15 protein-coding genes are annotated in these 16,869 nt (G+C 34.8%); 3 read left to right on the top strand and 12 right to left on the bottom strand.

Annotated elements, in window-relative coordinates:
• Nucleotides 1-41: 41 nt before the first annotated feature.
• The 7 genes from rho to DW196_RS06670 all read right to left on the bottom strand — a co-directional run bounded on the left by rho (nt 42) and on the right by DW196_RS06670 (nt 6,920).
• Nucleotides 42-1,313 (bottom strand): transcription termination factor Rho, encoded by a 1,272-nt coding sequence (rho, locus tag DW196_RS06700; RefSeq protein WP_118250707.1) that lies wholly within the window; start codon nt 1,311-1,313, stop codon nt 42-44.
• A gap of 1 nt (nt 1,314) precedes the next feature.
• Nucleotides 1,315-2,592: a UDP-N-acetylglucosamine 1-carboxyvinyltransferase gene (locus tag DW196_RS06695; RefSeq protein ID WP_118250706.1), complete on the bottom strand. Its 1,278-nt coding sequence runs from the start codon at nt 2,590-2,592 to the stop codon at nt 1,315-1,317.
• A gap of 197 nt (nt 2,593-2,789) precedes the next feature.
• On the bottom strand, nt 2,790-3,656 hold the full coding sequence (locus DW196_RS06690; RefSeq protein ID WP_118250705.1) for a class II fructose-bisphosphate aldolase: 867 nt from the start codon (nt 3,654-3,656) through the stop codon (nt 2,790-2,792).
• 146 nt (nt 3,657-3,802) lie between these two features.
• The gene (locus DW196_RS06685) at nt 3,803-5,281 is read right to left on the bottom strand and encodes an aldehyde dehydrogenase family protein (protein WP_118250704.1); all 1,479 of its coding nucleotides are present in this window, start codon (nt 5,279-5,281) and stop codon (nt 3,803-3,805) included.
• A gap of 99 nt (nt 5,282-5,380) precedes the next feature.
• Nucleotides 5,381-5,728, bottom strand: coding sequence for a DUF1622 domain-containing protein (locus tag DW196_RS06680; protein WP_118250703.1), 348 nt, complete (start codon nt 5,726-5,728; stop codon nt 5,381-5,383).
• 71 nt (nt 5,729-5,799) lie between these two features.
• Entirely contained in the window at nt 5,800-6,399 is a 600-nt protein-coding gene (gene rpoE / locus DW196_RS06675) for a DNA-directed RNA polymerase subunit delta (RefSeq protein ID WP_118250702.1), read from the bottom strand.
• A gap of 80 nt (nt 6,400-6,479) precedes the next feature.
• On the bottom strand, nt 6,480-6,920 hold the full coding sequence (locus DW196_RS06670; protein ID WP_118250701.1) for a DUF1934 domain-containing protein: 441 nt from the start codon (nt 6,918-6,920) through the stop codon (nt 6,480-6,482).
• 138 nt (nt 6,921-7,058) lie between these two features.
• On the opposite strand from DW196_RS06670, the gene DW196_RS06665 reads away from it, so the two are divergent.
• The 3 genes from DW196_RS06665 to yidA are packed head-to-tail and all read left to right on the top strand — an operon-like array spanning nt 7,059 to nt 10,073.
• Nucleotides 7,059-7,913, top strand: coding sequence for a lipoate--protein ligase family protein (locus DW196_RS06665; RefSeq protein ID WP_118250700.1), 855 nt, complete (start codon nt 7,059-7,061; stop codon nt 7,911-7,913).
• Entirely contained in the window at nt 7,914-9,251 is a 1,338-nt protein-coding gene (locus DW196_RS06660) for an HD domain-containing protein (RefSeq protein ID WP_118250699.1), read from the top strand.
• Nucleotides 9,252-9,254: 3 nt separating this feature from the next.
• Entirely contained in the window at nt 9,255-10,073 is an 819-nt protein-coding gene (yidA, locus tag DW196_RS06655) for a sugar-phosphatase (protein WP_118250698.1), read from the top strand.
• Nucleotides 10,074-10,118: 45 nt separating this feature from the next.
• On the opposite strand, the gene gndA is transcribed toward yidA, so the two are convergent.
• The 5 genes from gndA to dnaK all read right to left on the bottom strand — a co-directional run bounded on the left by gndA (nt 10,119) and on the right by dnaK (nt 16,844).
• The gene (gene gndA / locus DW196_RS06650) at nt 10,119-11,546 is read right to left on the bottom strand and encodes an NADP-dependent phosphogluconate dehydrogenase (protein ID WP_071456592.1); all 1,428 of its coding nucleotides are present in this window, start codon (nt 11,544-11,546) and stop codon (nt 10,119-10,121) included.
• 112 nt (nt 11,547-11,658) lie between these two features.
• Nucleotides 11,659-12,555, bottom strand: a complete 897-nt coding sequence (locus DW196_RS06645; RefSeq protein WP_118250697.1) for a DMT family transporter — start codon at nt 12,553-12,555, stop codon at nt 11,659-11,661.
• 87 nt (nt 12,556-12,642) lie between these two features.
• The gene (locus DW196_RS06640) at nt 12,643-13,575 is read right to left on the bottom strand and encodes a metal ABC transporter substrate-binding protein (protein ID WP_118250696.1); all 933 of its coding nucleotides are present in this window, start codon (nt 13,573-13,575) and stop codon (nt 12,643-12,645) included.
• A gap of 133 nt (nt 13,576-13,708) precedes the next feature.
• Entirely contained in the window at nt 13,709-14,872 is a 1,164-nt protein-coding gene (dnaJ, locus tag DW196_RS06635) for a molecular chaperone DnaJ (protein WP_118250695.1), read from the bottom strand.
• A 142-nt stretch (nt 14,873-15,014) separates the two neighbouring features.
• Nucleotides 15,015-16,844, bottom strand: coding sequence for a molecular chaperone DnaK (gene dnaK, locus DW196_RS06630; protein ID WP_118250694.1), 1,830 nt, complete (start codon nt 16,842-16,844; stop codon nt 15,015-15,017).
• Between the last annotated feature and the right edge of the window lie 25 nt (nt 16,845-16,869).

The following is a 16,869-nucleotide window of genomic DNA, read 5'->3' as shown; positions in this document are numbered from 1 at the left end:
ATAACGATACTATAGTAACATGTTCAAACTATTTTAGCAATTTATTTTTTTAAAAAAGAAACGTCTTTAAACGACTCAAAAAATGTCGTATTATTCTTTGTTTTCTTTAAAAAGTTTAATAGCTGGTTCGTTGAGTTAATTGAATCACCTTTCATATGACGACGTAATTTCCATATCTCTTCTAAATGTTCAGGTGACATTAACAATTCTTCACGCCTTGTACCAGATCGCTTGATATCAATCGCTGGAAATACTCGTCTTTCAGATAACTCTCTAGATAGATGAAGCTCCATATTACCAGTTCCTTTGAACTCTTCATAGATAACATCATCCATTCGACTTCCTGTATCAACTAAAGCGGTCGCCAGAATAGTTAAGCTACCGCCTTCTTCAATATTTCGTGCAGCTCCAAAGAAGCGTTTTGGTTTATAAAATGCTGCAGGATCAATCCCTCCACTTAGCGTGCGTCCACTTGGTGGGATAACTAAGTTGTATGCTCTGGCCAAACGCGTAATACTATCCATTAAAATCACAACATCACGTTTATCCTCAACTAACCTTAATGCTCTGTCAAGGACTAACTCAACGACACGTGTATGATTTTCAGGCATTTGATCAAAAGTAGAAGAAACTACTTCTCCATCAACACTTCTTTCAATGTCCGTTACTTCTTCAGGCCGTTCATCTATTAATAGCACAATCAATTCAACATCTGGATAATTTTTAGAAATACCATTCGCAATTTCCTTAATGACACTCGTTTTCCCTGCTTTTGGTGGTGCGACAATTAGACCTCTCTGGCCAAAACCAACCGGTGCGAATAGGTCTATCATTCGTGTAGAAAGATCTGTTTTAGTGGTTTCTAAAACAATTTGACTATCCGGATAAAGAGCTGTTAATGCAGGAAAATGTGGGCGTTGTTTTGCATCTTCTGGATTTCTTCCATTAACTGTTTCAACGTGCATTAATCCATAATAACGTTCCGACTCTTTTGGTGGTCTTGCTTTTCCTGATACTTTATCCCCATTACGTAAACCAAACCGTCTAATTTGTGAAGATGAAATGTAGATATCTTCTTTACTAGGCGTATAGTTAATCGGTCTTAAAAAACCATAACCATCATTCGATACAATGTCTAAGACACCTTCCACCATGAAAAAACCTTGTTTTTCAGCTTGTGCACGAATAACTGCTAAAGATAATTCTTTTTTATTCATTTGACTGTAATAAGGTATTTTAAAATCTTTTGCATAAGCATAAATTTCTTTTAGGGTCTTATGTTCTAACTCACCCATCGTTAAATAATCGCGCATATTATCCCTCTTTATCTGTGCCTTCTTCCATTCGAATATCAGCACCTAGATTTGTTAGTTTTTCAATAATGTTATCATACCCTCTTAAAATATTATCAACATTAGATATTCGTGTTGTCCCACTTGCCAGCAGTCCAGCAGTCACTAAACAAGCACCAGCTCGTAAATCACTCGCCGTAACGTCTGCTCCAACAAGTTCTAAATCTTCCTGTCCATTCAAGACAATCATTTTACCTTCCACACTAGCATCAGCGCCCATTCGAACTAATTCAGGAATGTGGTTTACTCGTTGCTCATATATGGTATCTGTCACGATACTTTTTCCATTGGCTTTTAATAATAGAGGTGTAATTGGTTGTTGTAAATCTGTGGCAAATCCTGGATACGGTACAGTGGTTACGTTAATTGGTTTTAACTGTTTAGCAGGATGGACTTCAATACTATCTTCACGAATCGTCATCGGTACCTCCATTTCATCTAATTTGGAAATAAAGCTCTCTAGATGTTCATAAATAACATTTTGCACGACAACACCTTCACCACATGCTGCGGCCATCGCTAAATATGTTCCGGCTTCAATTCGGTCTGGAATGATTGAATGACGACAACCTTTTAGTTCATCTACACCATCAATACGAATTTCATTTGTACCAGCTCCACGAATTTTTGCTCCCATATTATTAAGTAGAGTTGCCACATCAATAATTTCAGGTTCTCTAGCAGCATTTTCAATCACAGTGCGTCCTTTTGCTTTTACTGCCGCTAACATCACATTAATTGTTGCACCAATTGACACCATATCCATATAAATACGTGTGCCTTCTAAGCCATTTGGTGATTTTAAATAAGTTGCACCATGTTCAGTTGTTACAACAGCTCCCAGTGACTCAAATCCTTTGATATGTAAATCAATTGGTCTAGGACCTAAGTAACATCCTCCAGGTAATCCAACAACGCCTTCACCAAATTTTCCAAGCAAAGCACCCATAAAGTAATAAGATGCTCGCAAGCTATTGATTTTTCCACTTGGCATAGGAATTGATACCATATTTGTTGGATCAATTATCATCGTGTGATTTTCAAATGTCACTTTGACTCCCATAAGTTCTAATATTTCTTTTAATGAATGCACATCTTTAATATCAGGAACACCTTCTAAAATAACAGGTGAGTCAGCTAATATTGCAGCTGGAATTAATGCAACCGCACTATTTTTAGCCCCACTAATTGTTACAGTTCCTTTTAATTTTTTTCCACCATTTATAATTAATTTTTTCATTTTGTATTAATGACCTCACTTTAGTCTTGAAAAAAGCCGCTTATATTAAGCAGCCATATATAGTTTCATATTCACAATGTATAGTTGTATTCTATCATACTCTATAAATGAAAAAAAGTGATTGAAAAATTTATTTAATTACAAAAAAAGAGCGTCCAACATTTAGTCGGACACTCTTATCTTTTTACATCATTAAATTACGCTTTATCGTTTGATCCAAACCATTGGATACGTTCTTTAACTAACTCAGTTACTGCAGTAGTACCTGGAGCTAATAATTTACGAGGGTCAAAGCCTTTACCTTCTAAGTCTTTACCTTCTTCAATGTATTTACGTGTTGCAGCAGCAAATACTTCTTGACATTCCGTATTAACGTTAATTTTTGATACGCCTAAAGAGATTGCTTTTTGGATTTGATCTAATGGAATACCAGAACCACCATGTAATACCATTGGTTTACCGTCGATAACGTCAGCAATTTCAGCTAAACGATCAAAGCTTAAACCTGCCCAGTTTTCTGGATAAGAACCATGGATGTTACCAATACCTGCAGCTAAGAAATCAATACCTGTTTCAGACATTGCTTTACATTCAGCTGGGTCTGCTAATTCACCAGAACCGATAATTCCGTCTTCTTCTCCACCGATTGATCCAACTTCACACTCTACTGAAACACCTTTAGCATGAGCTTTAGCAACAACATCTTTTGCTTTTTCTAAGTTTTCTTCAAATGGTAAGTGAGAACCATCAAACATTACAGATGTGTAACCAATTTCGATACATTTTAATGCATCTTCGTATTCACCATGGTCTAAGTGTAATGCTACTGGAACTGTAATTCCCATTGAGTCAATTAAGTCTTTAACTAAATCGTAACATACTTGGTAGCCACCCATATATTTTGCAGCTCCCATAGAAGTTTGAATCATTACTGGAGAATTAGATTCTTGTGCACCTTGTAAGATAGCTTTAGTCCATTCTAAGTTGTTTGTGTTGAATGCACCTACTGCATATTTACCCTCTTTAGCTTTTTTTAACATTTCTGTTGCTGATACTAATGCCATAATTAAATTCCTCCTATTATGTTATCACTCTATTTGGTATAGGTGATACTTAACTAACACCATTATTTTAACACTCTTTAGTTATTTTTGCTAGTCAAATCACAATCTTTGATACTATTTTCAGAAAATTTTATTAAAGTCCTTTTTTAATAAAGATTGAATCCTGCTTCTTTTATGTCGATGTAAATATTTTTAAATTGACTATACGCATCAAGGATAGCTTTATGCGTCTCACGTCCTATACCAGATTTTTTATAGCCACCAAATGGCGCTCCAGCAGGAATTTGATTATAGGTATTGACCCAAATACGCCCTGTTTCAATACCACGACTCACTTTCAGTGCTGTATTGATATTCTTAGTCCAAACACCACCACCTAAACCGTATTCAGAATCATTTGCCATTTGGATTACTTCATCAATTGTTTTAAATTTAATCACTACTGCAACTGGACCAAAGATTTCTTCTTGAGCCACTTCCATATCATTAGTCACATCAGTTAATAAAGTTGGTGCCACATAACATCCTTTACCTAAATCACCATCAAGACGTTTTCCACCTGTTAAGATAGTTGCCCCCTCTTTACGTCCTACTTCAACTGCTTCTAAAATTTTGTTAACTTGGCTTTCGTTTACTTGAGCCCCCATTTGGACATTTTCATCCAATGCATCTCCAACAACAACAGCTTCAAATTTTTCTTTCAACTCAGAAACAAATTTGTCATAGATTCCCTCTTGAACAAAAATTCTAGAGCCTGCACAACATACTTGCCCTTGGTTAAATAAAATACCAAGTTGTGCTCCTTCAACTGCCTTTTCAAATGGCATATCATCAAAGAAAATATTTGCTGATTTTCCACCCAATTCAAGTGTTGCTGGAATTAATTTATCAGCTGCAGCTCGAGCAACTTTATATCCAACTTCAGTTGATCCAGTAAAGGCTAACTTGTTAAATCCTTCATGCCGTAACATGTAGTCTCCTGACTTAGAACCTTTACCTGTTATCACATTTAACACACCCTTTGGTAACATCGGACCAATCAACCTAGTTAATTCTAGTAAACTTAATGATGTTGAAGATGATGGATGAATGACAATTGTATTACCTGCAGCTAATGCTGGAGCTAATTTCCATGCTGCCATAAGAATTGGAAAATTCCATGGAATAATTTGTCCTACTACACCAATTGGTTCTCTTAAGATAAGTGTTAAGGTATCTTTATCTAACGCTTGTGCTGATCCTTCCTCACTGCGAATAACACCTGCAAAGTATCTAAAATGATCTGCACTAAGTGGCACATCAACCGTTTTAGTCTCACGAATTGGTTTGCCATTATCAATAGACTCTATATAGGCTAAATGCTCCATATTCTCATCAATAACATCTGCAATTTTTAATAATAAATTACTTCTATCCACAAGTGACCAATCGCGCCAAGCTGGCAATGCTTCTTGAGCAGCTTCTACCGCTGCATCAACATCTTCATCAACTGCATCCACGAATGTTCCAATTTTTTCACCGTTTACCGGTGAAAAACTATCAATTGTTTCACCCTTAACACCTTTTGTCCATTCACCATTAATAAACAACCTATATTCTTTGTATATGTCATTAATAACTGTCATAACAATTCTCCTTTAACATTTTTTTATTTTGGTATAGTTAAAATTGTATAGGTTTTCATTTTAAAACTCAAGTCTTATGCTCGACAAAAAAAGAAAGGGTTAATTTCCCCTTTCTCCTTTATGTGTTTGTTCAATTTCTTTCCCTAAGAAATATGATATAGCTGTGCGTATTACAACTATTCCTCCAAGAATGATAATATCTTGTGTCGATGGATTTAGAATTGTTTCAATAATATCTGAGGCTATAAGCACTTCTAAACTTAATAAAATATATGAGCCCAGATAACGTTTTATGCCATTGTTTCTAACTGAAATTTCTTCTCGAGTGCCACCACCAACTTCATTTTTAATAAAGTCAATAATTGCTTTGGCTACGCCGACTAATAAAATGATCACTGAAAAAGCATTTAGTACAAAAATAATCGCATCAACTACTTCATGTATCATGACTATTCTCCTCTTCTTTCATATATAAGTAAAAACAAGCAAAAAAGAGCATCAATCGACACTCTTTTTTTCTATAATTCTTCTTCTTCGTCACTTTCGTATAAATCATCTTCTTCAACGATAGTTAAATCTTCTTCTACACCTTCTGGCACATCGTCATCAACATCATTGTCAGCACCGATTTCTGATAAATCAGTTGTGTATTCTTTGATTTCTTTTGTTTCATCTTCTTCATCTTCATACAACTCATCATCTTCTTCATCATGATCAACTAAGTCTAAGTCTTCTGGATCATCATCGTTATAATCAATCGCATCATCGTCCATTCCGATAAATGCATTAACTTTTTTACGTTTTTTACGACGTGGTGTTTCTTCTTCATCTTCATCCACACCAGAAACTTCTTCGTCAATTGAATCGATTGGATACCAACTACGTAAGCCCCAACGATTGTCTCCTAAAGAAATGAAACTTCCGTCAATGTTTAAGTCTGTATAAAATTGCGGCAAAATGTCACGAATTTCACTATCTGCTTTTTCTAAGTAGTTTTGGATTTCATTTACTAAATCACTAAAATCAATGATGTCTCCGCGTTGATTTAAAATTGCATGTGCAACTTCAATCATCGACAATTCATCTTTATTTATGCCCTCAAAAGCTTTAATTTCCAACTGACACACGTCCTTTCACAGTCTATTCTTTATCATACAATAACTAGTGTTTCTTTGCAATTGAAAATTTTTGTAAAATATCATTTGGCTGTAAAATTTATAACCAAATGATACATTCCTAATTTTTCTTCCCCAGCAAACAAATCATAATCAATCGCAATATCACCTGAAGTCGGGTTATCTTTTAAACTGACATGTAAGTGATTAGTGAGAGTAAAAATACTCATCATGCCATATGGCGTTGAATAAGTGGTTTCTCTTCTTTGTTCAAAAGAAAAGTTCAATTTCATTTTTACTTCTCCAGACCTAATCAATGTCACATCACCATCTGGTAATACTTTGATCGTGACTGGCACTGGTTTGTCAACGCCTTCCAGTAGTTCGTCATATCGTAAATAAAGGACATCGTTTATCACAACCATGTGACCATTGACATCAATTAAAAATTCTTTGAATTCACCTTCTTGGGTTACTTCTGTTTTTACTAAAATATTAACTGGTGTTTTTTCTCGTTGAGACACACATGCCACCTCTTTGCTTTTTTATTTATTTTGGTCTTTTTCACGTAGTTTGTCAAACCTTTGTGATTATTCTTAAATCCTTTTCGTTTCACAAGAGAATCGGTATAATGAGAGAAGAATATAAAGGAGTTGTACATTATGTCTTCAAAACCACCTGTTGTTTTATTTGAACAACCTCAATTAACAAACGAAAAAAAATATGATCCATTTATATTTACTGATATATTGGCTGATTATTCAGGAAAACACCAAATTCCTATTATTCATTTTTGGACCATGACAAACGAATTAATCTTAGGTATGCAAGATACTAGGGTAACACACCTATCTGATGCGATACAATCTGTGAGAAAAAATGACTATCATCCAGTTGTTAGAAATTCCGGTGGTCTAGCTGTGGTAGCTGATGAAGGAATATTAAATTTTTCGATTATTCTACCACAAGAGTTTACTAATCAAACAAGTATTAATCATGGGTATGAAACGATGAAAGACATTATTTCAAATGCCCTATCTTCATGGGATGCTACTGTAGAATCTTTTGAAGTAACTGACTCATATTGTCCAGGTGAATTTGATTTAAGTATTAATCAAAAGAAATTTGCTGGTATTGCCCAACGTCGTATAAAAAAAGGATTGGGTATCATGATTTATATCAGTATCAATGGCAATCAAGAAAAACGTGGGGAATTAGTGAAAGAATTTTATTTATCAGGACTAAAAGAAGATTTCGGAAAAGATCCTTTCCCACCAGTAAATCCTGACTCAATGAAAAATTTATCCGACTTACTTTTAGAAGATCTATCTGTCGAACGAGTAAAATCACTTATAATAGGAGCAATCAGTCAAACCTTTGTTTTGGATAAAACGGCACAACAACAATTTGAAATGTTTTTAGACTCTGTTGAATTAAAAGAAACTTACGATAAAGGGTTTAAACGCATGGAGCAACGCAATGAAGGCATCACGACTATTTTAAAGGAGACTAATTAATTGATTGAAAAAGTATTTAGAGACCCTATTCATCATGATATAAAAGTGGAACACCCCATCATATTAGAATTAATCAATGCAAAAGAATTTCAACGTTTGAGACGAATCAAACAACTTGGAACGACTTCTTTAACATTCCATACAGCCGAGCATTCTCGCTTCGGGCATTCGCTTGGTGTGTATGAAATCACTCGTCGTATCTGTAATTACTTTAAGCGAAATTATGATGTGGCAGAGTTTGGTGAAGATGGCTGGGATGACTCTGAAAGACTCATCACGTTATGTGCGGCACTTTTACATGATGTAGGACATGGGCCTTACTCCCACACATTTGAATCAATCTTTAAAACAAATCATGAACAACTTACTGTTGATATCATCACATCTAGTGACACTGAAATCAACAAAATATTACGCCAAGTATCTGATGATTTTCCAGAAAAAGTAGCAAGTGTCATTGCAAAAACTTATCCAAATAAGCAAGTCGTCCAACTCATTTCAAGTCAAATAGATGCTGATAGAATGGATTACTTACTAAGAGATGCTTATTTCACTGGAACAGAATACGGAACCTTTGATTTAACTCGTATATTACGTGTCATCAGACCGCATAAAAGTGGAATTGTTTTTAAAGTTAGCGGAATGCATGCGGTTGAAGACTATATCGTTAGTCGATACCAAATGTATATGCAAATTTACTTTCATCCTGTTTCTCGTGGTATGGAAATGGTATTAGATCGTTTACTACAACGAGCGCAAGATCTGTATCAGGACAATAAACACTACTTTGTCAAAGCATCACCTCTACTCGTTCCTTTTCTGTCACATGAATTTAACCTAGAGGATTATTTAGCTTTAGATGATGGTGTGTTAACAACAGCCTTCCATCTTTGGAGTCAATCAGATGATGCTATTTTAAATGATTTATCAAAACGATTCTTAAACCGTGTACCATTCAAGTCAGCAACATTTTCAAAGGAAACTTTTATTCTATTACCTGAGTTACAAGAACTAGTAGAAAAAGTTGGCTTTGACGAAAGATATTACACAGCGATTAACTCGAGTTTTGATTTACCTTATGATTTTTATAAACCAGAAAAGTTGCAGAATAAAACACAGATTGAACTTATCTATCCTGATGGGCAATTGATTGAATTAGCTAGTGCGAGTGAACTTGTTAGAGCAATTGCTGGTGAATCTAAAGGTGATCAACGTTTTTATTTTCCTAATGAAATGCTTGCATCCAATTCGTTAGACAATTATACTTTATTTGAAGACTCTATTAATTTATTCAGCAACTCCATTAAAAATGGAGAAATAATCAAAAAGGACGTGTAATATTTGGGTATTAAAATGGTAACTATAGATATTGACGGAACATTGGTCAATTCAGAAAGAAAGTTAACACCAAAAGTGAAAGAAACAATCAAAAAAGCATCTGATTTAGGAATCGATATTGTCTTAACAACAGGACGTCCTTCGATTGGGGTTATTGATTTAGTAAAAGAATTAGGTCTTGAAAATGACCATAGTTTTATTATTACATACAATGGCGGCATGATTCAAAATGCCGGAACAAAAGAAGTCATTTTACGTCATTCATTATCATTAGAAGACTATCAAGATGTGGAGCTTTTATCTAGAAAACTCGGCGTGCATTTTCATACTCAAGATGCCGATACTATGTATACAGCTAACACTGACATTAGTCCCTATACTATTAATGAAGCAGTGATTACTGGTATTCCACTACAATATAAACCCGTAAATGACATGACAAAAGATATCAAACTTGTAAAAGCTATGATGATTGATCATGAAGATATTCTTGATGCCGCAATTAAAAAAATCCCTCAAGAGTATTATGACCGTTTTTCAATCGTTAAAAGCGCTCCTTACTACTTAGAAATACTTGACCCTAAAGCAACTAAAGGAGAATCAGTCAAAGAACTGGCTGAACATTTAAACATTAAACAAGAAGAAGTCATGGCCATTGGCGACAATGAAAATGACTTATCTATGATTGAATATGCTGGTATTGGGGTTGCAATGGGAAATGCGCTAGAGAGTGTAAAAAATATTGCAGATAAAATTACTAAAACAAATGATGAAGATGGTGTAGCACATGCTATTAACGAATGGGTGCTTAACGATAACTAAAAAAATCCAGTTACTATTTTTCTAGTAACTGGATTTTTAATATGCTTATTTATTTTCTTCACCATACCAATCATAATGGAACACGCCATCACGATCTTTACGTTCGTATGTATGAGCACCAAAGTAATCTCTTTGTGCTTGAATGATGTTAGCAGGTAAATCTTTTGTACGATAAGAATCGTAGTAAGAAATAGCTGATGAGAATGTTGGGACAGGCACACCTGTTTCAACAGCTAAGGCAACAACATCACGAACTGATTGTTGGTATTTTGTTGTGACATCTAAGAAATAATCATCTAAAATAAGATTTTTAATTTCTGGATTTCGTTCATAGGCATCCGTAATTTTTTGTAAGAATTGGGCACGAATAATACATCCAGCTCTAAAGATTTTCGCAATATTACCATAGTTTAAATCCCAGCCGTATTCTTCACTAGCCATACGCATTTGAGCAAATCCTTGTGCGTAACTCATGATTTTACTAAAGTATAATGCTTGACGAATTTTTTCTACAAATTCTTTTTTATCTCCAGTAAATTCTTTCACTGGTGGTGCAGGAATAATTTCACTTGCCGCTACACGTTCAGTTTTTAATGCTGATATGTAACGAGCAAAAACAGATTCTGTAATAAGTGGTAGTGGTGTTCCTAAATCAAGTGCGTTTTGACTTGTCCATTTACCAGTTCCTTTGTTACCAGCAGCATCTAAGATAACATCAACAATTGGTTTACCAGTTCCTAAATCATCTTTACGCGTTAAAATATCTGACGTGATTTCGATTAAGTAGCTATCTAACTCACCTGTATTCCATTCTTTAAAGATAGCAGCAACTTCTTCAACTGATAATCCTAAAACACGAGTTAAGATATCATATGATTCAGCAATTAATTGCATGTCTCCATACTCGATTCCATTATGTACCATTTTTACATAGTGACCAGCTCCATTTGGTCCAATATAAGTCACACATGGCTCACCATCTTCTGCTTTTGCTGCAATTTGTTCAAAGATTGGGGCTACTAATTCATACGCTTCTTTTTGTCCACCCGGCATCATAGAAGGTCCTTTTAACGCTCCCTCTTCTCCACCAGATACACCAGTACCAATAAAGTTAATACCAGAAGTTGCTAGTGCTTCATTACGACGGATAGTATCTTTGAAGTAAGTATTCCCACCATCGATTAACACATCACCTTCATCTAAAAATGGTAGTAAACTTTCGATTGTTAAATCAGTCGCTTTACCTGCTTTTACCATTAATAAAATTCGTCTTGGTGTCTCAAGAGAATTAACAAATTCTTCGATAGAATAAGTTGCAACTAAATTTTTATCAGGATGCTCTTTGATAACTTCCTCTGTTTTTGCTGATGTACGGTTAAAAATAGAAACAGTGTATCCTCTACTTTCTATATTTAACGCTAAGTTTTTACCCATGACTGCCATACCGACAACACCAATTTGTTGTTTAGACATACATCTTCCTCCAATTCTGTTTTCAAAAAATGATACTTTTTTATCTATATTATATCTTGTAAATAATTATAGCCTATTTTACCTAAAATATAAATAGACATGACCTTTCAAATTAAACATCACATCTAGACAATAGAAAAACAGCAAAAATAATCAATAACATACTGACTATCTCGATAGGTTTTAAAACCAACCCTAAAAATAAAACTGAAAATAAAGCTGAACTTAATGGTTCAAATGATGTTAATAAACTCGAAAACTGTGGTGGTATATATTCTGTACTTTTAAGTAAACAGATATATGAAAAAACGGTACCAATAATCACTATAACTAAAATTCCTAGTAACACACCAGGGGTAAAAGTAGGTACATCTTGCCAAATCGGTTGATAAACTTGAAAAGACATCCCACCTATTAACATACCCCAGCCTATAATAAGTGTTGTCCCATATTTTGCCATAAGTTTTCTTGGTTGAATAATATAAAAAGCGCCAAAAAATGCGGATAATAATCCCCAAAACAACCCATTCGGTGAAATAGCTAATTCATTTAGATTTCCTTTAGTTACTAATAAAAAAGTTCCCAATAATGATAGCACAATACTGACTACACTTAATTTATTGGGTAGCTCTTTTTTTTCGATAATAAAATAAACGACTAATAATATTGGTGATAAATATTGTAATATCGTTGCAGTCGCTGCATTACTAACTTGAATAGCCTTGAAAAAAGAATACTGTAACCCAAGTACTCCCAATACACTAAAAATAATTAATTGAATTAATTCAGTTTTATTTTTTAGAGGAGATAAGCTATCTTTATTCCCTTTTCCCATTTGATACATTAAAATTAAAAAACCTGCCACAATCATTTTAACAGCTACAAGCCAACTAGCTGATACGTGTTTTGTTGTCATCAAATATTCAGCCACTACTCCAGATGCACCCCAAAAAACGCCACCTAAAATAGCTAAAATCATACCCTTTAATTTACTACTTCTTTTTTCCATTTTTTCACCTCCCCTTGTCGCTTTATTCTACAGCTTTAAGGCCCATAAAAACAATAAAAACCTAGAAATATTCTAGGTTTCCATCGTTTATTTTATGGTTAATTTTAAGTGTTCCAAATTCGTATACATAACAGACAGATAATCTTCTCCCCCATCCATCTCTTTTTTAGTTAAACTCTCTAATGGATTAAGTTCTGAAAGTGTCGCTCCAGTTGCACTAGTAATGGTTTCGGCTACTTTTGATGACGCGCTACTTTCTGTATAAATCACTTTAATATTATCTTTTTTGACTAAGTCTTCAATATTTTTTAATTCTTTAGGTGTAGGTTCTTGATCAGGAGAAATGCCAGAAATTGCCACCTGTTTTAATCCATATTGTTTAGCTAAATATGAAAAGGCAGTGTGTTGTGTGACAAATGTTTTTTGCGTGGCATCTTTTGTTGCATCCACGTAAGCTTCATTTAATTTATTTAGTTTCTGTGTAAAGTCAGTTGAATTCTTTTCATAGATATCTTTATTTGGTGTATCAACTTCAACTAAGCCTTTTGTAATCGTCTCTACTTCTTTTTTAGCCAAAACAGGATCTAACCACACATGCGGATCTAATTGATGATCATGTGAGTCTTCTCCTTCATGCTCATGTTCTTCAGTTGCTTTCATCAAATCAATACCTTGGCTTGCTTCAATCACTTTCACTTTTTTCGTATCAATAGATGCAAGGACATCTCTTACCCATGTTTCCATCTCATTTGAATTATAAATAAATACATCAGCATTTTGAATTTTAGCTAAATCTTTTGCACTTGGCTCATAATCATGAGGTTCTACACCAGCTTCTGTTAAAACCGTCACCTCTGCTTTGTCTCCTGTTACTTTTTTCGCAAAATCATACATTGGATAAAAAGAGGTTACCACTTGTAGTTTATCTGCTTCTTTTTTATCTTTTTTTGCCGTATTACCGCATGCAACAAGTAAACTAGTCAAAGCCACACCTAAAATAATTTTGGTTAATCGTTTCATTAACTCATTCCCTACTTTCTTTTAAATCGTAAACATTACTATCTAATGATATATCATAAACGTTTTTGCAATTTATTTCAAGTAAAAATAAAAAAAGTAAAACAGCTAAACAGTTTTACTTTTTTTATTTACTTTATTTTTTCTTTTTCTTATGATTTGAGGAAAAAGCATCTTTCATTTTATCAAAGAAACCTTCTTCTTGCTCAACGGCTGCTTTTTCACCATTTAGTTCAGCAAATTGACGCAATAATTTCTTTTGATCTTCGTTTAGTTTTGTCGGTGTATCGACTGTTACAGTAACTTGTTGATCCCCGTTACCATTTCCACGAAGTTTAGGTGCTCCTTTACCTTTTAGTCTAAATGTTGTACCAGTTTGAGTTCCAGCTGGAATTTTTAATTTCACACGACCGTGAACTGTTGGTACCTCAATTTCATCTCCTAATGTTGCTTGAACAAAGGTAATGTGATGATCATAGTAAATTTCAGACCCATCTCTTTCAAAGATAGGGCTATCTTCCACACTGAAGACAACATATAAATCACCATAAGGTCCACCATTGTATCCTGCTTCTCCTTGTCCAGATAGACGCATTTGTTGTCCATCTTCAACACCAGCAGGAACTGTAACCTTAACAGAATGCGATTTAATCATGCGGCCTGCGCCATGACATGTTTCACATTTTTCTTTGATGATTTTTCCTGTTCCTTGACACTCATCACATGGTTGTTGACTCATCATACGACCAAGTGGCGTTTGTCTTTCAACATTGATGACACCAGAGCCATGGCATTTAGGACAATTTTCAGGATGTGTTCCTGGTTTTGCTCCAGTCCCATGACATGTCGCACACTCATCTTCACGATTGTAACGAATACTTTTTTCTAACCCGAAGATTGCTTCATTAAATGTTAAGTCTAATGTGTATTGTAAATCTGAACCTTGTCTTGGCGCATTAGGATTACTAGAACGTCCTCCACCGCCAAAGAATGATTCAAAGATATCTTCAAACCCTCCGAAACTACCACCAAAATCTTGGAAACCACCACCGCCAAAACCACCAGCACCAAAGTTTGGATCAGTACTTGCATGGCCATATTGGTCATAAGCCGCACGTTTTTGTGCATCGCTTAATACTTCAAATGCTTCAGATACTTCTTTAAACTTCTCTTCTGCATCGGCTTCTTTATTTATGTCTGGATGATATTTTTTGGATAGTTTTCGATAGGCTTTTTTAATCTCATCATCTGTTGCTGTTTTAGATACTCCTAAAACCTCATAATAATCTCTTTTGGCCATATATAACTAACCCTCCATTTTTCTAAAACGTCTAAATTCGTTTAAATCATACCACAAATCAATCAATTTTAGAATGCTTTATCGTGATAATCAAGAGAAAAAGCCAAAAGCACAATGCTTTGGCTTTTTTCTTGGCTCATCATTATTTCTCGTCGTCGTTGATTTCTTCAAAGTCCGCATCAACAACATCATCCGCGCCACTTTGTGCTGCTTCTGGATTTTCTTGTGCTTGTTGCGCTGCTGCTTGTTCATACAATTTTACAGTTAAAGATTGTACGATTTCATTTAATGCATCGCGTTTAGATTTCATATCTTCAATGTTATTAGCTTCTACAGCTGCTTTTAATTCATCACGAGCATCTTCTGCTTTTTTCACTTCGTCCGCATCAACTTTACCTTCTAACTCGCCTAAAGTTTTATCAACTGAGAATAATAATGCATCGATGTCGTTACGTAAATCAACTTCTTCTTTACGTTCTTTATCTGCTTCAGCATTTGCTTCAGCATCTTTTACCATACGTTCAATTTCTTCATCTGTTAAACCTGAAGATGATTTGATTGTAATAGTTTGTTCTTTTTGAGTACCTAAATCTTTTGCACTTACGTTAACAATACCGTTTTTATCGATATCAAATGATACTTCGATTTGTGGCACACCACGTGGAGCTGCAGGAATATCTGTTAATTGGAATCTTCCTAATGTTTTGTTGTCAGCTGCCATTGGACGTTCACCTTGTAAGACATGAATATCAACGGCTGGTTGGTTGTCTGCTGCTGTAGAGAAGACTTGTGATTTACTTGTTGGGATTGTTGTGTTACGGTCGATTAATTTAGTGAACACACCACCCATTGTTTCAATACCTAATGACAACGGTGTAACATCAAGTAAGACCACATCTTTCACATCACCAGTGATTACCCCACCTTGGATAGCAGCACCCATTGCGACTACTTCATCAGGGTTAACTGATTTGTTAGGTTCTTTTTTAGTTTCTTTTCTTACAGCTTCAACCACTGCAGGAATACGAGTTGATCCACCAACTAAGATAACTTCATCAATTTCTGAAGTTGAGATACCAGCATCTTTGATTGCTTGACGAACTGGAATTTTAGTTCTTTCAACCAAATCAGATGTTAATTCATCAAATTTCGCACGAGTTAAGTTTAACTCTAAGTGAAGTGGTCCAGCTTCTCCAGCAGTAATAAATGGTAAGCTAATTTGAGTGCTTGTTACACCTGATAAATCTTTTTTCGCTTTTTCAGCTGCATCTTTCAAACGTTGAACTGCCATTTTATCTTTAGATAAATCAATGCCATTTTCTTTTTTGAATTCTTCTACTAAATAGTCGATGATTTTTTCGTCAAAGTCATCCCCACCTAGGTTATTATCCCCTGCAGTTGATAATACATCAAATACGCCATCACCTAATTCAAGGATAGACACGTCAAATGTACCACCACCTAAGTCAAATACTAACACTTTTTCGTCACGGTCAGTTTTATCTAAACCATAAGCTAAAGCCGCTGCAGTTGGTTCATTGACAATACGTTCAACTTCTAAACCAGCAATTTTACCAGCATCTTTTGTTGCTTGACGTTGAGCATCGTTGAAGTAAGCTGGAACAGTAATAACTGCTTTATCAACTTTTTCTCCTAAATAATCTTCAGCAAATCCTTTGATGTATTGTAAAATCATTGCTGAAACTTCTTGTGGAGTATATGTTTTCCCTTCAACTTCTACTTTATATCCAGGTTCACCCATATGACGTTTAATAGAAGAAATTGTATTTGGGTTTGTTACTGCTTGACGTTTAGCAACTTCACCTACTTGAATTTCCCCATTTTTAAATGATACAACAGATGGTGTTGTACGGTTACCTTCTGGGTTAGTAATAATTTTTGCTTCTCCGCCTTCCAATACAGCTACTGCAGAGTTTGTTGTTCCTAAGTCAATACCAATTATTTTACTCATATTAAAAATCTCCTTTATCTAATTA

It is taken from the genome of Vagococcus sp. AM17-17, assembly GCF_003471765.1.
GTDB lineage: Bacteria > Bacillota > Bacilli > Lactobacillales > Vagococcaceae > Vagococcus > Vagococcus teuberi.
The sequence above is the reverse complement of the archived record's forward strand: the minus strand, read 5'-3'. Positions and strand labels throughout refer to the sequence as shown.